The 17,721-nt window shown below is 70.2% G+C and carries 15 protein-coding genes, 1 pseudogene and 1 riboswitch; of the genes and pseudogenes, 5 read left to right on the top strand and 11 right to left on the bottom strand.

Annotated elements, in window-relative coordinates; all coding sequences use genetic code 11:
* Positions 1 to 297: 297 nt before the first annotated feature.
* Positions 298 to 1,953, bottom strand: a complete 1,656-nt coding sequence (locus VF746_28800) for a glycosyltransferase (GenBank protein HEX8696452.1) — start codon at positions 1,951 to 1,953, stop codon at positions 298 to 300.
* A gap of 138 nt (positions 1,954 to 2,091) precedes the next feature.
* On the opposite strand from VF746_28800, the gene VF746_28795 reads away from it, so the two are divergent.
* The 5 genes from VF746_28795 to VF746_28775 all read left to right on the top strand — a co-directional run bounded on the left by VF746_28795 (position 2,092) and on the right by VF746_28775 (position 8,615).
* Complete coding sequence (locus VF746_28795) at positions 2,092 to 2,436, top strand: PadR family transcriptional regulator (protein HEX8696451.1); 345 nt, start codon at positions 2,092 to 2,094, stop codon at positions 2,434 to 2,436.
* Positions 2,433 to 5,153 (top strand): ABC transporter permease, encoded by a 2,721-nt coding sequence (locus tag VF746_28790; protein ID HEX8696450.1) that lies wholly within the window; start codon positions 2,433 to 2,435, stop codon positions 5,151 to 5,153. The genes VF746_28795 and VF746_28790 overlap by 4 nt, the downstream gene beginning before the upstream one ends.
* A gap of 379 nt (positions 5,154 to 5,532) precedes the next feature.
* On the top strand, positions 5,533 to 5,886 hold the full coding sequence (locus tag VF746_28785) for a PadR family transcriptional regulator (GenBank protein ID HEX8696449.1): 354 nt from the start codon (positions 5,533 to 5,535) through the stop codon (positions 5,884 to 5,886).
* Between the two features lie 12 nt (positions 5,887 to 5,898).
* Positions 5,899 to 6,951, top strand: coding sequence for an ABC transporter permease (locus VF746_28780; protein ID HEX8696448.1), 1,053 nt, complete (start codon positions 5,899 to 5,901; stop codon positions 6,949 to 6,951).
* A complete protein-coding gene (locus VF746_28775) occupies positions 6,951 to 8,615 on the top strand; it encodes an FtsX-like permease family protein (protein ID HEX8696447.1) in 1,665 nt (554 codons plus the stop codon). Before VF746_28780 ends, VF746_28775 begins: the two co-directional genes overlap by 1 nt.
* A gap of 39 nt (positions 8,616 to 8,654) precedes the next feature.
* Here VF746_28775 and VF746_28770 read toward each other — a convergent pair whose 3' ends face one another.
* The 10 genes and pseudogenes from VF746_28770 to VF746_28725 all read right to left on the bottom strand — a co-directional run bounded on the left by VF746_28770 (position 8,655) and on the right by VF746_28725 (position 17,714).
* Entirely contained in the window at positions 8,655 to 9,701 is a 1,047-nt protein-coding gene (locus VF746_28770) for a restriction endonuclease (protein HEX8696446.1), read from the bottom strand.
* Between the two features lie 174 nt (positions 9,702 to 9,875).
* Positions 9,876 to 10,145 (bottom strand): annotated as a pseudogene (locus tag VF746_28765) (hypothetical protein).
* A 20-nt stretch (positions 10,146 to 10,165) separates the two neighbouring features.
* Positions 10,166 to 11,344 (bottom strand): P-loop NTPase, encoded by a 1,179-nt coding sequence (locus tag VF746_28760; protein ID HEX8696445.1) that lies wholly within the window; start codon positions 11,342 to 11,344, stop codon positions 10,166 to 10,168.
* Positions 11,331 to 11,855, bottom strand: coding sequence for a hypothetical protein (locus VF746_28755; protein HEX8696444.1), 525 nt, complete (start codon positions 11,853 to 11,855; stop codon positions 11,331 to 11,333). The genes VF746_28760 and VF746_28755 overlap by 14 nt, the downstream gene beginning before the upstream one ends.
* 234 nt (positions 11,856 to 12,089) lie before the next feature.
* Positions 12,090 to 12,215 carry a hypothetical protein gene (locus VF746_28750; protein HEX8696443.1) on the bottom strand — a complete coding sequence of 42 codons (126 nt, stop codon included), beginning with the start codon at positions 12,213 to 12,215 and terminating at the stop codon, positions 12,090 to 12,092.
* 216 nt (positions 12,216 to 12,431) lie between these two features.
* Positions 12,432 to 12,686 carry a hypothetical protein gene (locus VF746_28745; GenBank protein HEX8696442.1) on the bottom strand — a complete coding sequence of 85 codons (255 nt, stop codon included), beginning with the start codon at positions 12,684 to 12,686 and terminating at the stop codon, positions 12,432 to 12,434.
* A gap of 208 nt (positions 12,687 to 12,894) precedes the next feature.
* A complete protein-coding gene (locus VF746_28740) occupies positions 12,895 to 13,080 on the bottom strand; it encodes a hypothetical protein (GenBank protein HEX8696441.1) in 186 nt (61 codons plus the stop codon).
* Between the two features lie 169 nt (positions 13,081 to 13,249).
* On the bottom strand, positions 13,250 to 15,055 hold the full coding sequence (thiC, locus tag VF746_28735) for a phosphomethylpyrimidine synthase ThiC (GenBank protein HEX8696440.1): 1,806 nt from the start codon (positions 15,053 to 15,055) through the stop codon (positions 13,250 to 13,252).
* A 144-nt stretch (positions 15,056 to 15,199) separates the two neighbouring features.
* Positions 15,200 to 15,301, bottom strand: a riboswitch (TPP riboswitch).
* Positions 15,302 to 15,307: 6 nt separating this feature from the next.
* Complete coding sequence (locus tag VF746_28730) at positions 15,308 to 16,627, bottom strand: hypothetical protein (GenBank protein ID HEX8696439.1); 1,320 nt, start codon at positions 16,625 to 16,627, stop codon at positions 15,308 to 15,310.
* Between the two features lie 82 nt (positions 16,628 to 16,709).
* Positions 16,710 to 17,714 (bottom strand): tetratricopeptide repeat protein, encoded by a 1,005-nt coding sequence (locus tag VF746_28725; GenBank protein ID HEX8696438.1) that lies wholly within the window; start codon positions 17,712 to 17,714, stop codon positions 16,710 to 16,712.
* Positions 17,715 to 17,721: the final 7 nt, after the last annotated feature.

The following is a 17,721-nucleotide window of genomic DNA, read 5'->3' as shown; positions in this document are numbered from 1 at the left end:
CGCAGCCTCCTTGCGCGGTCCGGTTATAAGATGCCTTATAACCCGGTAAAGTTCAATCCCGGGCGCGAGGAAGCCCTGATGCAAGGCTCGGAATCTCCCGCGGCCGGCACCGGCTCGGGCCGCCGCCGGCAGCAGCTCGAGCCGCGCCTGCTTCACGCCGGAGAGCCGCAGGCGTAGCCGGTGGAATGGCGCTCCTGCTCGTCCGTGCGCGTCACGCCCGCGTCCCGCGGTCCATAACCCTGCTTCCGTGCGTAAGCCGGCCTCGCCGTTGCCGCCGGAGACGGGCGGGCGGCCGGCTCACGTCATGGCGCGCAGCTCGGCGGCGAGGGTGCGGGTCACGCTGGCCCAGTCGTAGCGCTCGCGCGCCACGCGCCGCAGCACCTCCCGGTAGCGTCCGCCCACCTCCAGCGCCACCGGGAAGTGGCGGACCAGGTCGGCCACGGTCCGCTCCGGGGCCGGGTCCAGCTTCATCGGCTCGGCCGCGCCCGGGGGGAGCGACTCCGCCACCGCGTCGATGCTCGCCTTCATCCCGCCGAAGTAGGTGCCCATCGGGAACGCCCCCGACGCGAGCGCCTCCAGGAACACCAGCGGCCCGGCCTCCCTGACCACCGAGGGGAAGACCGCCACGTCGCAGCAGGGGAAGAGGTGGCGCAGCTCCCGGTGCGTGAGGTACCCGGTGAACACCACGCGCTCCGGGCGGACGTGCCGGCGGGCCGCCGCGAAGTACGCGTCCAGCTCCCCGCGCGCGCCCAGCTGCGCGAAGAAGCGGGCCACCTTGGTGAGCTCCTCTCCTCCACCCTCGCCCTCGCCCTCGGGCTCCCCCTCCAGCGCCCGGCCCCACGCCACGATCCGCTCCGCCAGGGCCCGCTCGCCGTGCTCCAGCGCCCAGAGCAGCGCCTCCAGCGGCTCGCGCAGCGGCCCGTGCCCCACCACCAGCAGGCGTAAGTCCGGGGTGCGCTCCAGGAGCAGCGGCAGGGCGGCGACCACCTCCTGCACCCCCTTTGCCGAGATCAGGCGGCCCACGTACAGCAGCGTGGGGTCCTTCTCCCAGTCCACGGCCGCGAGCTTCGCCTCCAGGTCCGCGTCGGGGGCCTTGGGCTCGAACCCGCGCGCCGCGCCGAGCGCCTCCTCGAGCGCCGCCCGGTCCAGCCCGCCGTGCAGCCGGCCGCGCATCGCCTCCGTCTGCCCGGGGGTGCGCCCGCGCGGGAGCCCCTCCAGCGCGCCGCGCAGCTCGGCGATCTTCCCGCGGCGCCCCGCGCGCGGGACGGGCTCGAACTGGCCGGTGTCGACCCCCAGGTGCAGGTCGCGCATCCTGGCCTCCAGGTCGGGCACCGCGGTGAACACGGACCGCACCCGCGCGCGCATCTCGTCGCCGATCACGAAGATCCGGCCGGCCGCGGCGAAGGCGCCCGCCGCCAGGCGCAGGAAGCGCGGGTCGCGCTTGACCGCGTACTCCAGCGCGCTCCCGTGCGGCATCACCGCGAAGGGGACGCCCGCGGCCGCGCCCACCCGCTGGGCCACCACCGACATCAGCACCGCGTGGTTGGCGTGCATGGCGGTGATCCCGTTCTCCCGCACCACCCGGAGGAGCGCGGCCACGTTCCTCTCCAGGTAGTCGTCGATCGCCTCGTCGGGGAGCTCGACCATGGGGACCACGTTCGGGAACTCCTCGTAGCGGTCCCACACGTACACCGGGAGCGTGTCGCCCAGCACCGGCTTGTGCAGCACGCAGCACCCGGGGTAGGCGCCCGGCTCCCCCCGGTAGAAGGTCTCGACGCCGCCGCCGGGGAGGTAGCGGCGCGCCTCGCGGATGAACGGGTAGCGCTCCGGGTGGTTCTCCTGCGCCATCAGGTGGACGGTCTCGCCCTGGCGGCAGAGCGACTCCACCACCGAGCGCGTCCACAGGTTGCTCCCAGAGCCTTCCAGCAGGTATCCGTGCAGGATGCAGATCATCTTCGCTCGCGCCGCGGGTCGGGGTTCCGCGCGGCGGAGTGCAAGGTTGCGGCCGGGAGGACGGGACGGGAGACGCTTCTCTTGACCGTCTAGAGGAACAGGTGTATCCTTCTCCTGTAGACCGCCGAAAGGAGAAACATGGCGCACGACCAGTCGGACCTCCTCCAGGGCACCCTGGAGCTCCTGGTTCTGAAGACGCTCTCGCTCGAGCCGATGCACGGGTGGGGGATCAGCCAGCGCATCCAGCAGATGTCCCGCGACGTGTTCCAGGTGAACCAGGGGAGCCTCTACCCCGCGCTGCAGCGGATGAAGTCGCGGGGGCTGATCCGCTCCGAGTGGCGCACCACCGAGAACAACCGCAAGGCGAAGTACTACCTGCTGACCCCGGCGGGCGAGCGCGAGCTGGCTCGCGAGCGCTCGCAGTGGGAGCGCTCGTCGGCGGCGGTGAACTGGGTCCTCGACTGGAAGGGCGGGCTCGCATGAGGTGGATCGCGGAGGCGCGCGAGCGGCTGCGGGGCCTGTTCTTCCGCGCCCGGGAAGAGGCGGAGATGGACGAGGAGCTCCGCTTCCACCTGGAGATGGAGACCGAGCGGCTCATGCGCGAGGAGGGGCTCGGGCCGGCGGAGGCGCGGCGGCGGGCCCGGGTGGCCTTCGGCGGCGTGGAGAAGTACAAGGAGGAGGTCCGCGACGCCCGCGGGCTGGGGTGGCTGACCGGGATGTCGCTGGACTTCAAGCTGGGCCTGCGCATGCTGCTCAAGTACCCCGGGCTCACCCTGGTGGGCGGCCTGGCGATGGCGTTCGCCATCTGGGTGGGCGCCGGCACCTTCGAGTTCGTCACCCAGGTGCTCCGCCCCACGCTGCCGCTGGACGAGGGCGGCCGCATCGTGGGCGTCCGCAACTGGGACGCGGCCGCGGGGCGGCCGCACGACCGGGCGCTGCACGACTTCGCCGCCTGGCGCCACGAGCTGCGGGCGGTGGGGGAGCTCGGCGCCTTCCGCACGCTCGAGCGCAACCTGATCACGGGCGCGGGCGAGGCCGAGCCGGTGGAGGTGGCGGAGATCAGCGCCTCCGCGTTCCGGCTGGCCCGCGTCCCCCCGCTCCTGGGCCGCTCTCTGGTGGAGACCGACGAGCAGGCCGGGGCGCCCCCGGTGGTGGTCATCGGGCACGACGTCTGGAAGACGCGCTTCGGGGGCGACCCCGGCGTGGTCGGGCGGACGGTGCGGCTGGGGAGCGCAGAGGCCACCGTGGTCGGCGTGATGCCGGAGGGCTTCGGCTTCCCCGTGGCCCAGGGCCTCTGGGTCCCGCTGCACCTGAGCCCCCTCGACTACGAGCGTGGCGCAGGACCCGAGGTCCGGGTGTTCGGCCGCCTCGCGCCCGGCGCCACCCTGGGCGAGGCGCAGGCGGAGCTGGCCGCGCTGGGCCGCCGCGCGGCCGCCGACTTCCCACGCACGCACCGGCACCTGCGGCCCCGGGTGGCGCCGTACGCGCAGTCGATCCTGAGCCTCTCGGGGACGGAGTCGCTGCTGGTGGGGTCGACCAACCTCTTCCTGGTGATGTTCCTGGTGCTGGTCTGCGGGAACGTGGCCCTGCTGATGTTCGCGCGGGCGGCCACGCGCGAGGGCGAGATCGTGGTGAGGAGCGCCCTGGGGGCGAGCCGCGGCCGCATCGTCACGCAGCTCTTCGCCGAGGCGCTGGTGCTCGCGGGCGCCGCCGCGGCCGTCGGGCTCGCGGGCGCGGGCGCCGGGATGCGGTGGGGCTTCGCCGTGGTGGAGGGCGCGCTGCTGGACGGGGCGCGGCTCCCGTTCTGGTTCCACCCCAGCCTGTCGCCCGCCACCGTGCTCTACGCCGGCGTGCTCGCCGCGCTCGCCGCGGCGATCGCGGGCGTGCTGCCCGCGCTCAAGGTCACCCGCGGGCTGCAGGCGCGCCTGCGCGAGGCGGGCGCGGGGGGCGGCGGCCTGCGCTTCGGGGGGATCTGGACCGCGGTGATCGTCGCCCAGATCGCGGTGACCGTGGTGTTCCCGGTGACCGCCTTCGCCACCTGGCGCGACGTGGAGCAGGTGCGCTCGATCCGGGCCGACTTCGCGGCGGAGGAGTTCCTCTCGGCGCGGCTGGCGATGGACCGGGAGGCCGCGCCCGCCGACACGTCCCGGGCGGCGTTCGCCGCGCGGTTCCGGGCGGCCCGGCAGGAGCTGGAGCGCCGCCTGGCGGCCGAGCCCGGCGTGGCCGGGGTGACCTTCGCCGAGCGGCTGCCGCGCATGTACCACCCGCACCGCATCGTCGAGGTGGACACGGGCGGGGCGGCGCCGCGGCGTCCGCAGTGGCCCGAGGGGTACCGGGTGAGCTCCGTGGCCGTCGACGCCGACTACTTCCAGGTCCTGGGCGCGCCGGTCCGCGCGGGCCGCGGCTTCCACTCGGGCGACTTCGCGCCCGACGCGCGCGTGGTGGTCGTGAACCGGTCGTTCGTCGAGCGGGTCCTCGGCGGCCGCAACCCGGTCGGCCGGCGGGTGCGCTACGTGTACCTCGAGGGGCAGGCGAGGACGGGGGACGAGGAGCCGGGCCCGTGGCACGAGATCGTCGGCGTGGTCGACGACCTGGGGATGGCCCCCGACGGCTTCGACCCGAAGGCCGCGGGGTTCTACCACCCCCTGGCGCCCGACGCGGCCGGCCCGCTCCACGTGGCGGTGCGCGTGCGGGGAAGCCCGGAGTCGTTCGGGCCGCGGCTGCGCGCGCTCGCCGCGGGGGTGGACCCCACGCTCCGGGTCGACGGCCTGGTGCCGATGGACGAGCTCAGCCAGACCGAGCTGCAGTTCCTCGACTTCTGGTTCCGGATCACCGTGCTGGTGAGCGCCATCGCCGTGCTCCTCTCGCTCACGGGGATCTACGCGGTGATGTCGTTCACCGTCTCGCGCCGCACCCGCGAGATCGGGATCCGCGTGGCGCTGGGCGCCGACGCGCGGCGCGTGGTCCTGGCGATCTTCCGGCGCCCGCTCGGGCAGGTGGCGCTCGGCGTGGCCGCGGGCGCCCTCCTGATCGGCGCCCTGCTGTGCGTGGCGAGCGAGGGGATGATGCCGCTGAAGGCGGTCGCGTGGCTCGCGGGATACGCGGCGTTCATGCTGGGGGTGTGCCTGCTCGCGTGCGTCGTCCCCACGCGGCGGGCGCTCCGGATCGAGCCGGCCGAGGCGCTCCGGGTGGACGGGTAGCCGGAAAAGACCACACCGCATTGGATCGCACGGAGTCAACGGAGTTAACGGAGGTTTTTCTCTGTTGACTCCGTGTGAGGCTCATCAGTTCGGTTTCAAAGGCTCGCGAGACTCGATTCATACCACTTTGCAGAGCATCGTTCGGGTACAGCTTTCCGATAAAGCCTCACACAGAGGACACAGAGAACACAGAGAAACTTCAATCGCGTCTTCAGTTCCTCCGTGTTCTCTGTGTCCTCTGTGTGATTCCCAATCTGTTCGGAACCAGAACAATGCTCGGCAATCTGGTATCAATCCCGCCGACGGTCTGTTGTTGACTTTCGACAATAGCCGCGCCTATACTCGTGTCGAAATCCGACAGCACTCCTCCGGAGGTTCCATGTCCCCGCCCGTATCGAACTCCCCCTCCGCGCCGAACGACGTCCTGCGCGGCACGCTCGACCTGCTGATCCTGAAGGCGCTCTCGCTGGAGCCGATGCACGGCTGGGCGATCGCGCAGCGCCTGGAGCAGCTCTCCCGCGAGGCGCTGCGGGTGGGGCAGGGCTCGCTCTACCCCGCGCTGCAGCGGCTGGAGGAGAAGGGCTGGATCGACAGCGAGTGGAGGGCCACCGAGCAGAACCGCCGGGCCAGGTACTACGAGCTCACCCCCGCCGGGCGCCGCGCGCTGGGTGAGGAGGCGGAGAGCTGGCGCCGCTACGTCGAGATGGTCGACCTCATCCTCCGCACCACCTGACGGAGCGATCCCATGGGCTGGACCAAGCGCTGGAGGAAGCGCCTGCGGGCGCTGCTGCGCCGGGACGCGGTGGAGAGCGAGCTGGACGAGGAGCTGGCGTTCCACCTGGAGATGGAGACGCGCAAGAACCTGCGCGCGGGGATGAGCCCGGAAAAGGCGCGGCGGCAGGCGGCGCTCGCCTTCGGCGGCGTGGAGAAGTTCAAGGAGGAGGTGCGCGACGCCCGGACGCTCGGGTGGGTGACGGGGATGTCGCTGGACTTCCGGCTCGGCTTCCGGATGCTGCTCAAGTACCCGGGGCTCACCCTGGTGGGCGGCCTGGCGATGGCGTTCGCGATCGCCCTCGGCGCCGCCGCCTTCGAGTTCGTGGGCAAAATGGCGTACCCGAAGCTCCCGCTCCCGGGCGGCGGCCGCATCGTGGCGATCCAGAGCTGGGACGCGGCCGCCGGGCGCGCGGAGCCGCGGGTGCTGCACGACTTCGCGGCCTGGCGCGCGGAGGTCGCGTCGGTCCAGGAGCTGGGCGCCTTCCGGGTCCTCGAGCGCAACCTGGTCGCCGGGAACGGAGGCCGGGGCGAGCCCGTCGCCGTGGCGGAGGTCAGCGCGTCGGCGTTCCGGGTGGCGCGCGTCTCACCGCTGCTGGGCCGCGCGCTCGCGGACGCCGACGAGCGCGCGGGGGCGCCGCCGGTGGCCGTGCTGGCGTACGACACGTGGCGGGCGCGCTTCGGGGGCGACCCCGCCGTGGTCGGGCGGACGGTGCGGCTGGGGAGCGCGCGGGCCACGGTGGTCGGCGTGATGCCGGGGGAGTTCGTCTTCCCCGCGGCCCAGGGCCTGTGGGTCCCGCTCCGGCTGGACCCGCTGGACTACGCGCGGGGCGCGGGACCCGAGCTGGACGGCGTCTTCGGCCGGCTCGCCCCCGGCGTGGCGCTGGAGGAGGCGCAGGCGGAGCTGTCCGCGCTGGGCCGGCGCGCGGCCGCCGACCACCCGGACACGCACCGGCACCTGCGGCCCCGGGTGATGCCGTACGCGCGGCTGTCCTGGGGCTGTCGCCGGCCGAGTCCGCGGCGCTGATGTCGAGCAACCTGCTGCTGGTGCTCCTCCTGGGGCTGGTGTGCGCCAACGTGGCGCTCCTGCTCTTCGCGCGGGCGGCCAGCCGCGAGGCCGAGCTCGCGGTGCGCAGCGCCCTGGGGGCGAGCCGGCGCCGGATCGTGGCGCAGCTCTTCGCCGAAGCGCTGGTGCTCGGCGCCGTGGCGGCCGCCGCCGGGCTCGCGGCCGCCGCGCTCGTCCTGCGCTGGGGGCTGGGCGCGCTGAAGGCGCTGGTCGGGGGCGAGTTCCCGCTCTGGCTCCGCTTCGATCTCTCGCCCGCGACCGTCCTCTACGCCGCCCTGCTGACGCTTCTCGGCGCGGCGATCGCGGGCGTCCTCCCCGCGCTCAAGGTGACGCGCGGGCTGGGGGCGCGCCTCCGGCAGTCGTCGGCGGGGGGAGGGGGCCTTCGCCTCGGGGGGATCTGGACCGCGGTGATCGTCGTCCAGGTGGCCGTCACCGTCGCCGTCCCCGTGCACGCCTTCTTCATCCAGCGCGACGCGGGGCGGCTCCGGTCGCTCGACTTCGGCTTCCCGGCGGGGGAGTACCTTTCCGCCCGGCTGGAGCTGGACCGCGAGGCCGCGCCCGCCGACACCTCCCCGGCGGTCTTCGCCGCGCGGTTCGCCGCGGCGTACGGGGAGCTGGAGCGGCGCCTCGCGGCCGACCCCGCCGTGTCCGGGGTCACCTTCGCGGACGTCCTCCCCGGGATGCGCGGCGTGCCCCGCCGGGTCGAGGTGGAGGGCGCCGGGGCGCCGCCCCCGGAGTCCGCCGCCGGCCCCTGCGGCCGCGCGGGGACGGAGTGCGTGGGGAGCGCGTCGGTCGCGGCGAATTACTTCGAGGCGCTGGGCGCGCCGGTCTCCGCCGGACGCGCCTTCCACTCCGGCGACCTGGCGCCCGGCGCGCGCGTGGTCGTCGCCAACCGGTCGTTCGTCGCCCGGGTCCTCGGGGGCCGCAACCCGGTCGGCCGGCGGGTGCGCTACGCGGAGCCCCGGACCCCGGACGGGGAGCCGGGCCCGTGGTACGAGATCGTCGGCGTGGTCGGCGACCTGGGGATGACGGCCGGCGGCGCCCCCGGCGAAGGCGCGGGGCTCTACCACCCCGTGGCGCCGGGCGCTGCGGGCCCGGTGCACCTGGCCGTGCACGTGCGGGGCGAGCCGGAGTCGTTCGCGCCGCGGCTCCAGGCGCTCGCCGCCGCGGTCGACCCGGCGCTCCGGCTCCACGACCTCGTCCCCCTGGACGAGATCCACGCAGGCGACCTGCGCTGGCTGGCGTTCCTCTTCCAGCTCACCGTGCTGGCGGTCTCGGTGGCCGTGCTCCTCTCGCTGGCGGGGATCTACGCGGTGATGTCGTTCACCGTGGCGCGCCGCACGCGCGAGATCGGCATCCGCGTGGCGCTGGGCGCCGACGCGCGGCGCGTGGTCCTGGCGATCTTCCGGCGGCCGCTCACGCAGGTGGGCCTGGGCGTCGCCGCCGGAGGTGGGGTGGTGGCCGCCTCGCTGCTGCTCGCGAGCCGGGGAGCGGTGTCGCCGGAGGGAGCCGCGGGATTCGTGGGGTACGCGGCGCTCATGCTGGGGGTGTGCCTGCTCGCCTGCATCCCCACCCGCCGCGCCCTCCGCGTCGAGCCGACCGAGGCGTTGCGGGCGGATGGGTAACCCGCCCGGGGGAACGCCCGCGGCCCAACTCGAGGATCTCTAGCTGAAAGGAACGTAGACCTTTTTTAGTGGGAATTTCGCCTTCCAAGTCGCGTCGAGTTTCTCGTAATGATCCAAGAACAGCTTCACGAACTGCTTCGGACCAATCAGGGTGAGATTCCTGCTGTTGCGTTCTATGGCATGAGCAGCGGGAGTGAACTTGCCTAGTGATACAAACACGCCCTGCTCCTCCAGGTGAAGCAGACCGCGGAGCTGGTTCACCTCGGGCTCACCGATGGTGCCCGTGCCGCTCTTCACCTGAATTTTGATGTACGGCCGCTCGAGACCGAGCGGGTCGGGGTGCGCGATGACGTCTACGCCATGATCACCGCTACGCGGTGTCACGGTAGCCGTGTACCCTAGCGCCTCAAACAGCCCGGCGACAACGTGTTCGAAGTCCGCCCCCGTCCGCTGCCAAGCTTTGAGAAGGAAATCCTCTGTCTCCTGGCGCGCGGTCTCGTACAGATTGAGACCGGCGCCAGCCTCCTCCTCCGTCTCCGGTTCCTCGGCCGGTCCAGGCACCAGTTCCGTCGTCGCCATGTCTCTGGCGAGGACGGTCTGCACCTCTTCGAGATAGTCGTCGGAGGTGCTAACAGAGAGAAAAGATCCGAAACTGTGTAGGGCCGCCTGCGAGAAGGCAGTTCTCGGAACAATCTTCAGCCAGCTGACAGGTCGGACGTTGTTGTAATCGTTCGCGGCGAGGTCGGGGTCGCTGGACCAGCTGTACGGTCCAGCGATCCTCCCTATTGCGATCTCCGCTGTGGGACGGACCGGGAACACGATTGGGTCGCCCACTTTCATTTCGTGCGCAAACCGGTACGTCTGACCATACGAGGAGCTGACCGTCTTCGGGCTCCAGTTCGGATACGCCTGCTCCATCGCGGCCCGCATCTTAGGACGAGTGTCGTACGGCGACAGGTCGCCCATCGCCGTCCAACCGATACAGACAAAACCCTCCTCACGGGCGCGAAGCGCAATCCGGTCGTCGTTGCCGATATGGACCACCCACAACGTAGTCGCGTTACTTAAAGCCGGTTTCGGGCTCATACCAACGTCCAGGACTGAGTTCCTAAGTAAGTGCTCAGAAGTTCTGTCGACTTTCAGGTCTTGAGTGCTAAGTGCTAAGTGCTGAACTGCACAGACGATATCCGATCCGGCAACTTAGGACTCAGCACTCAGCACTTAGGACTACCTACTTAGAAATATCGCTTATCCCGACAATCAACCAATCGTAACCGGCTCCTGTCCCACCGCCGGCAAGTACACTTCCCCGCCCCTCTCGCGGAACTCGCCACTCTTCTCCTGCATCCCGCATCGACCTCTGCCTGCTTCGCCGCGGTAGTCGCGCACGTCTTGGGTGTTCTTCATCGAGCAGAACTTGGGGCCGCACGTGCTGCAGAAATGGGCCACCTTGGCGCCCTTGGCCGGCAGCGTCTCGTCGTGGTACGCCAAAGCCGTCACCGGGTCCAGCGACAGATTGAACCTATCGCGCCAGCGAAACTGATTCTATTCTATCCCTTAGTGAGTTTGCTAAAAACACGCTTCAGTATTCGAATGTATGTAGCCGTTGCTCTTCCCAGTAGGCGTCGCGTGGGCTCGAGGCTAGCTGCCAGTCCAAGGAGCCAGCCAGCCACGCTGTAGATAAAAAGCTGTAGTACAAGCCAGTTCTGACGGACAGTCGGCGGATATAGAAGAAAGAATCGAATAGAGAACGTAATACCAAGTAACATCAAGAGACTGGCGTATACCATTCCGCCACGAACTGATTCTGTGTTCGTCAAACCTACTTCTCTGAAGTCACGGAATTCCCAACTACGACGGAATGGGGGCGGAATCAGGTCATCATAAGCGGCAAAAAGACCTTGCCATACATGGATTCCGAAATTGCTGCTAAGGCGAGGAATCTCCCCAATATAAAAGGCACGGGTGGCATCGAGATCGAACGGAATCGATGCTAAATACCGACACCGAAACAAACCAGATCCAGCCCGCACGATCGTTCCCGGGTCATCGAAGACTTTATTGATTACAAACCCTATCAATCGCGAGTCCAAATTGTGCTCGCTGAGAATATCAACAACGTGCTGACCAGCTTGTAAGGATGTGGTATCCGGCTCAACCACCAACAATATATCATCTGCCTCTTGGCAAACAGCTATCGACTCCGCATCAATGCCTCCGCGACAATCCACCACAATGAAATTGGCCAATCCCCGAAGAGCCCGGACAGTTGCGCTAAGTAACTCGGCAATATTCTCTCGTTGCTCGAGTTCCCGGTACAAGCGCCGATGATCACCGAGTCCTAAAAACCGAAGATGCTCAAGTCCCTTGACTTTCTGTATCAATGTCTCTACGGCTTCAACGGTAATCCTCTCCTTCGGCGCTCCCGCCAGTTTCGCCAATCCAAGACCGGGCCGAGGAGCGAGGGAGAGACCAAAATAGTACGTTAGCCCACCCGTACCGACATCAGAATCCAAAAGAATCGTTCTACCGGGCGCAAATTCACTAAGGATAGTAGCAATAGCTGCACCGATCATGGTTTTACCGCTGCCACCTTTTCCGCTCACTATGGCGAGTACCTTGGATGGCTGGCGAGCATCTGAAGCATTTTTCGGAACAGGCGCTTCACCTAACGCACTACTGTCCAAAATCTCCCGAGCCGGGCTGCCCCAAGATTCAGACACGATCACCTCTCTGCGAGCGTTCGGTGAGAGAGCGAACAATTTCCGCATGCTTATCGGCGACAGGCTCTAAATTGCTCTGGCTGCGAATACCTAGCAGAAGAAATAATACGAACGACCAAATTACTGCGAGGAAAGCGCTGAGAATACATAGTGAGTTGAACTGTCCTGGATCTATTCCGAAGTTGTTGGAAAAAAAGACGTGGGCTCGCTTGCCGAATAGAGACCCAGTTGCAAGGAGTGTTATAATCAGTCCAGTAAAGCCGAGGATCACCTCGTCGTCGGTTGCACCAATCTTGAGAATTCCAGGTAGCGGTATCTGAAACAACTGTGACGACCTCACTGGAAGCTTGATCCTTTGAGCCAGGAACTTACCAGACAAGATCACCGAAATAGCCATCAAGACTAATCCAGAGAACACAAACCGTAAAATGCCTTCAATAGAGATCACGTCGGGTGGAGATGCTGCCCCTTGGGCAGTATCGGATGAATTAGGAATTTCCTGCAGAAACGTATACATGTTCATTGGAATGGAGGAGGCGCAACAAGCAAGTTGCGTTCATGTTTAGTAGCATCGAAAAGGAACGTCAAGTGAAACGTGAGCCGGCAGTTTGGGCTCCATCGACGCGACGTTCCTCCTGTCGGGGAAAGCGGCCACCGAGGTCCGGGAGTCGCACGGCAGATCAGGGCTCCTTCTGGGGAGGTATTGTGAGTTGGTCTGATTACCCGTCCGCAGTCGGGATGCCCTGCGAGGTTATCCGCTGCCTCCGTGACCGCGAACGTCTCCACCACCGGCAAATTCCACGCTCTTCTCGGCCATCCCCGCCTCGATCTCGGTCTGCTTCGCGGCGTAGTCGCGCACGTCCTGGGTGATCTTCATCGAGCAGAACTTGGGCCGCACATGCTGCAAAAGTGGGCCACCTTGGCACCCCCGGCCAAACATGGAGCAAAAGGGCCATCTCGGCGCCCTTCTTCTCCTCGTGGTACGCCAGCGCCGTCACGGAGTCCAATGACAGGTTGAACTGGTCGCGCTAGCGGAACTCGAAGCGCGTCCGTGGATCCCACCCCCCTTGCACGTTCGACGCCCGGGCGTCGGTCACCCGCTGGTCACCACGACGCTCTGCACGATCTTGCCCTCGCGCACCAGGGCGTAGCCGGTGTGCTTGCCCAGCCGCTTCCACGTGTTGGAGGGGTTGGCGAACGCCCACAGCTCGTCTCCTTCGCCGGCCTGGGCCTTCAGCTTCTCCCACTCCCTCCGGACCCGCAGCGCCGCCATGGGCGCGAGATCGCGGTGCTGCGCGATCGGCCGGTTCTCGACTCGCTGGGTCAGCCACTCGTTCGGGACCTTCATCGCGGAATCACAAGGTAATCGTTTCTCGCTGGTCGATCCGCGCCCACACCGCGCGGATCACGTCGCAGGCGCCGTCGCTCCGCGTCGGAGCCTTCGTCGCCGGCGGTCCCTTCGCCCGGAACCCCGGGCTCCTGATCGGTTTCCTCCACATGCGCCTTCCGGTGTGCGGCGGGGGCGGCGGCGGGAAAGGCCACCGGTCCCCGCCGGGTCACCGACGCCGCTGCAGGAGGTTGTCGATCCGGGTCCACTCCTGCATCAGGTCCGCGCGGTCGTCGGCGTCCAGCGCGGGACCGCCTCCCGAGCCGTCGCCTTCCCTGATCAGCTTCATGAGCCGGTCGCGCCGCTGTTCCAGCTTCGCGCGCTCCGCGTCGCTCAAGGGTGTCGCGTCGGTCACTCTCCGCCTCGCTTTCCGGTAGATGGGTGTGGCTCCGGCCGTGCTCTTTCGGTACCCCGCTCCCGTCGAGGGGATCGGGTACACGCGCCCGGAGGGTGCCGGGGAGCGAGGGAAACGGGGAGGAGCGCGCGGCGTGCCCCGCCCCGTCGTCCCGCACCACCCTCGGCCTTCACGCTCGATCCGCCGCGACCGTCTCCTCCTGCGCGTCCGCGGCCGGCGCGGCCACCACCGGCAGGTACACTTCCCCGCCCTTCTCGCGGAACTCGGCGCTCTTCTCCTGCATCCCCGCCTCGATCTCGGCCTGCTGGGCAGCGTAGTCGCGCACGTCTTGGGTGATCTTCATCGAGCAGAACTTCGGTCCGCACATGCTGCAGAAGTGGGCCACCTTGGCGCCCTCGGCCGGGAGCGTCTCGTCGTGGTACGCCAGCGCCGTCACCGGGTCCAGCGACAGGTTGAACTGGTCGCGCCAGCGGAACTCGAAGCGAGCCTTGCTGAGCGCGTCGTCCCACTCCCGGGCGCGCGGGTGCCCCTTGGCCAGGTCCGCCGCGTGCGCCGCGATGCGGTAGGCGATCACTCCCGCCTTCACGTCGTCGCGGTTCGGCAGCCCCAGGTGCTCCTTGGGGGTCACGTAGCAGAGCATCGCCGTGCCGTACCACCCGATCTGCGCCGCGCCGATCGCCGACGTGATGTGGTCGTACCCCGGCGCGATGTCGGTCGTCAGCGGCCCCAGGGTGTAGAACGGCGCCTCGTCGCACCACTCGAGCTGCTTCTCCATGTTCTCGCGGATCAGGTGCATGGGGATGTGCCCCGGCCCCTCGTTCATGGTCTGCACGTCGAACTCCCAGGCGATCCGGTTCAGCTCGCCCTGGGTGCGCAGCTCGGCGAACTGCGCCTCGTCGTTGGCGTCGTAGATGGAGCCCGGGCGCAGCCCGTCGCCCAGCGAGAAGGAGACGTCGTACGCCCGCATGATCTCGCAGATCTCGCGGAAGCGCGTGTAGAGGAAGCTCTCCTGGTGGTGGGCCAGGCACCACTTGGCGATGATGGAGCCGCCGCGGGAGACGATCCCCGTCATCCGGCCGGCGGTGAGCGGGATGTAGCGCAGCAGCACGCCCGCGTGCACGGTGAAGTAGTCCACCCCCTGCTCGGCCTGCTCCACCAGCGTGTCGCGGTACACCTCCCAGGTGAGCTCCTCGGGCACCCCGCCCACCTTCTCCAGCGCCTGGTAGATCGGCACCGTGCCGATCGGCACCGGCGAGTTGCGCACGATCCACTCGCGCGTCTCGTGGATGTTCTTCCCCGTGGAGAGGTCCATCACCGTGTCGGCGCCCCAGAGCGTCGCCCAGCGCAGCTTCTCCACCTCCTCCTCGATGGACGAGGAGACGGCCGAGTTCCCGATGTTGGCGTTCACCTTCACCTTGAACGCCCGCCCGATGACCATCGGCTCCAGCTCGGGGTGGTTGACGTTGGCCGGGATGATCGCCCGCCCGCGCGCCACCTCCGCGCGCACCAGCTCGGGGTCGACCCCCTCGCGCAGCGCCACGAACTCCATCTCCGGCGTGACCTCGCCCCGCCGCGCGTAGTGCATCTGCGTGACGCAGCCGGTGCCGCGCAGCCTTGGCCGCCGGAGCGAGTCGGGGATCAGCGACGGCGAGTGCCCAGTGCCCAGTCCCAAGTGCCCAGGAACTGCGGAACCGCCGTTACTGGGCACTGGGCCCTGGGCACTGGGCACTTCCGTGACGTCGCCCCGCGCCCGGATCCACTCGCCGCGCACGGAGGGGAGCCCCTGCCGCACGTCGCCGCCGAGCGGGCCGCTGGTGTCGTAGACGCGCAGCGCGGGCTCGCCGCCGGAGAGGGAGATCTCGCGCATGGGGACGCGGATGCCGTGGCGCCCCTCGACGTGGACCTTGCGGGAGCTGGGGAACGCTTCGCCGTAGTCGCCGGCGAAGGAGGGCTCGGGACGGGCTCGCTTGATCATCGTCTCCTCCAGAAGAGCGAGGGAGATGATCCGGACGGGAGAAGGACCCCGGGAAGCGCCCGCAGACTGGACAGGCGCCGCCCGGAAGCCCGGGTGGCGCCTGGATGAGGTCGGGTCCGCCGGAAGCGGACGGGTGGCTTCATCGCCTGCGACACGCCGCGCTCCCTACGCCGGTGTGATCCGGATCAGGTTCCAAGGGACTCTCTCAACCCCGCGCGGACGCACGGGATACCCCTGGCGGCTGCCGTGAAGCTAGCGGGAGAGGTCGTCGCGCACCAGAGCCGCGGCGGCCGACACCTCCCGCTTGCGCCGCCCGGCCCGCCGCGCCAGCACGCCGGCCGGGAGCGACACCGCCGCGGCCGCCAGCAGCGCGAGCGCCCGCAGCGGGGCCGGCAGCGGCGCGAAGAGCCAGGCGCCGGAGGCGAGCAGCGCGGCCACCGTCGCCAGCACCAGCCACGCCGTCGCGAAGTCCCACTCGCCCTCCCCGCTCGCCTCTGCCACCGCGCGCACCGGGATGGAGAGGAGCGCCGCCAGCACGGCCACGGCGGTCCAGCGCAGCCCCCCCGCGACCGCCGCCGCCGCCACGCCCGTGGAGCCGAGCATCAGCGCAGCGGCGATCCCGCGCGCGCGTGCCTGCTCCTCAGGCCGGAGCGCGTCGGGCCCGCGCAGCCGGCCGCGGCGCGCGGAGTCGTAGAAGCCCGACAGGACCAGGCCGAGCACCGTGAACACCGCGGCGACCAGGTGCGGGAGGAAGGCCAGCCACACGACCCCCGGCGCGTCGTCTCCCACGATGGCGATCGCGGCCGCGCTCGCGAACGCCAGGGGGAGGAGGACGAGCGGCCCCCAGTCGAGGTACTCGTCCGTGACGGCCACCAGCGTCCGCCAGAGCGGGTCGTGCACCGTGCGGGCCTGCTCCAGCACCAGCCGGGCGTAGGCGCCCCCGCCTCCCCGGCGCAGCGCCTCCTGGGCCTGCTTCTCCGCCTGGGCCCTCTCGCCCTGCGCCAGGAGGGCCCAGGCGTGCAGCCCCAGCAGCTCCGCGTCGCCCCGGTGGCGGGCGAGCGCCGCGGCGGCCGCCCCCTCGGCCTCGGCGGCGCGGCCCAGGAGCAGGAGGGCGTGAACCCGCACCCGCGTGCAGCCGGGGTGCAGCGGGTCGAGCCGCAGGCCCGCTTCGGCCGCCTCGTACGCGTCCCGGCGGAGGCCCTGGCCCAGCAGCGCGGCGGCCAGCAGCGCGTGGTGCTCCACGTCGTCCGGGGCGCGCGCCAGCGCCTCGCGCGCGGCCCGCTCCGCCGGCACCGGGCGCTCGCGGAGCAGGTGGACGGTCGCGAGCAGCCCGTGCGCCCCGTCCCACTCGGGCGCCAGCCGGACGGCGGCCTCGGCCTCGCGCAGCGACTCCTCCCCGCGCCCCAGCAGCGCCACGCACACCCCCAGCAGCCCGCGCGCGGCCGGGTGGTGCGGCTCCGCCGCGGCCCAGGCCCGCAGGAGCGGCTCGGCCAGGTCCGCCCGGCCGCGCTGCAGCTGCTCGAACGCCTCGCGGGCGCGCGGCGACTGGAAGGAGGAGTCGGCGAAGTACACGGGCGGCGTCGGGAGCTGGGAGCGGAGCGGGCGGGGAGCCGGGGCCGTGATTCCGAGCCGCGCCGCCGGGCGCGGCCCCGGTTCAGAAGAACAGGGCCATCGCGGCGGAGCCCAGCCCGAACACGGCCCAGAGCACGATTCTCGCCCGGGCCCAGAACCGCTCCCGCGGCTGGAGAGCGCCCGGTTCGCGGAGGTCGGTGAGCAGGTGGCGGTGGCGCGCGTACGTCGGCCCGAGGATCAGCAGCGGCAGGAGAACGTAGCCGAGCGGCACGAGCGGCAGCCACGGGAACTCGCCCGGCGCCGGCCGCGCCAGGGCCACGCAGGTGGTCGCGAGCAGGACCGCGAAGACGGCCCCGAGGGGAACCTTCCAGTCCTGCGCCTGGAGCACGAGCACGGCGAAGTCGCGCAGGGGCGGGTCGCCGCTCAACTCGAGGCGCACCCGGGCGAAGGGATCGGCCGGGTCCAGCCGCAGCGCCTCGCGCAGGCGGGCGCGGCCACGCTCGCGGCTCCCCGAGGCCAGCTCCACCACCCCGTGCACCGCGTGCGGCGCCGCCTTCTCCGGCGAGAGCCGCAGCGCCGCCTCGGAAGCGCGGCGCGCCTCCTCGACCCGGCCGAGCCGGACCAGCGCCTGCGCCCGCTGCAGCATGCACTCCACGTTCACGGGGTCGAGGGCGAGCCCGGCCTCGGCGGCCCGGAGCGCCTCCTCGTTCAGCGCGCGGGAGAAGGGCCTCAGCCACGAGCGGACCAGGAGCGCGCGGGCGAGCAGCGCGTGGAAGTACGGCACCAGGGGATGGAGCGCCAGCGCCTCGCGCGCCGCGGCCTCGGCGCGCCTGCCGCGGCCCAGGCGCACGTGCGCTTCGGCGAACGCCTGCAGGACCCAGGGGTGCCCCGGCTCGAGCCGGGCTCCCTCCTCCGCCGCGGCGAGCGCCTCGGCGCCCTTCCGCTGCGCCGCCAGCGCCACCCCGAGCAGCCCGTGCGCCCCGGCGTCCTCCGGCTCCCGCGCCAGGTGCCTGCGCAGCTCGCGCTCGGCCAGGTCCGGGCGGCCGCCGTTGATCAGGTCGATGGCGAGGGCGAGGCGCGGAGTCATTTCGCGT

Source organism: Longimicrobium sp., assembly GCA_036389795.1.
Classification (GTDB): domain Bacteria; phylum Gemmatimonadota; class Gemmatimonadetes; order Longimicrobiales; family Longimicrobiaceae; genus Longimicrobium.
Note: the sequence above shows the minus strand (reverse complement) of the source record. Positions and strands in the feature narration are given on the sequence as shown.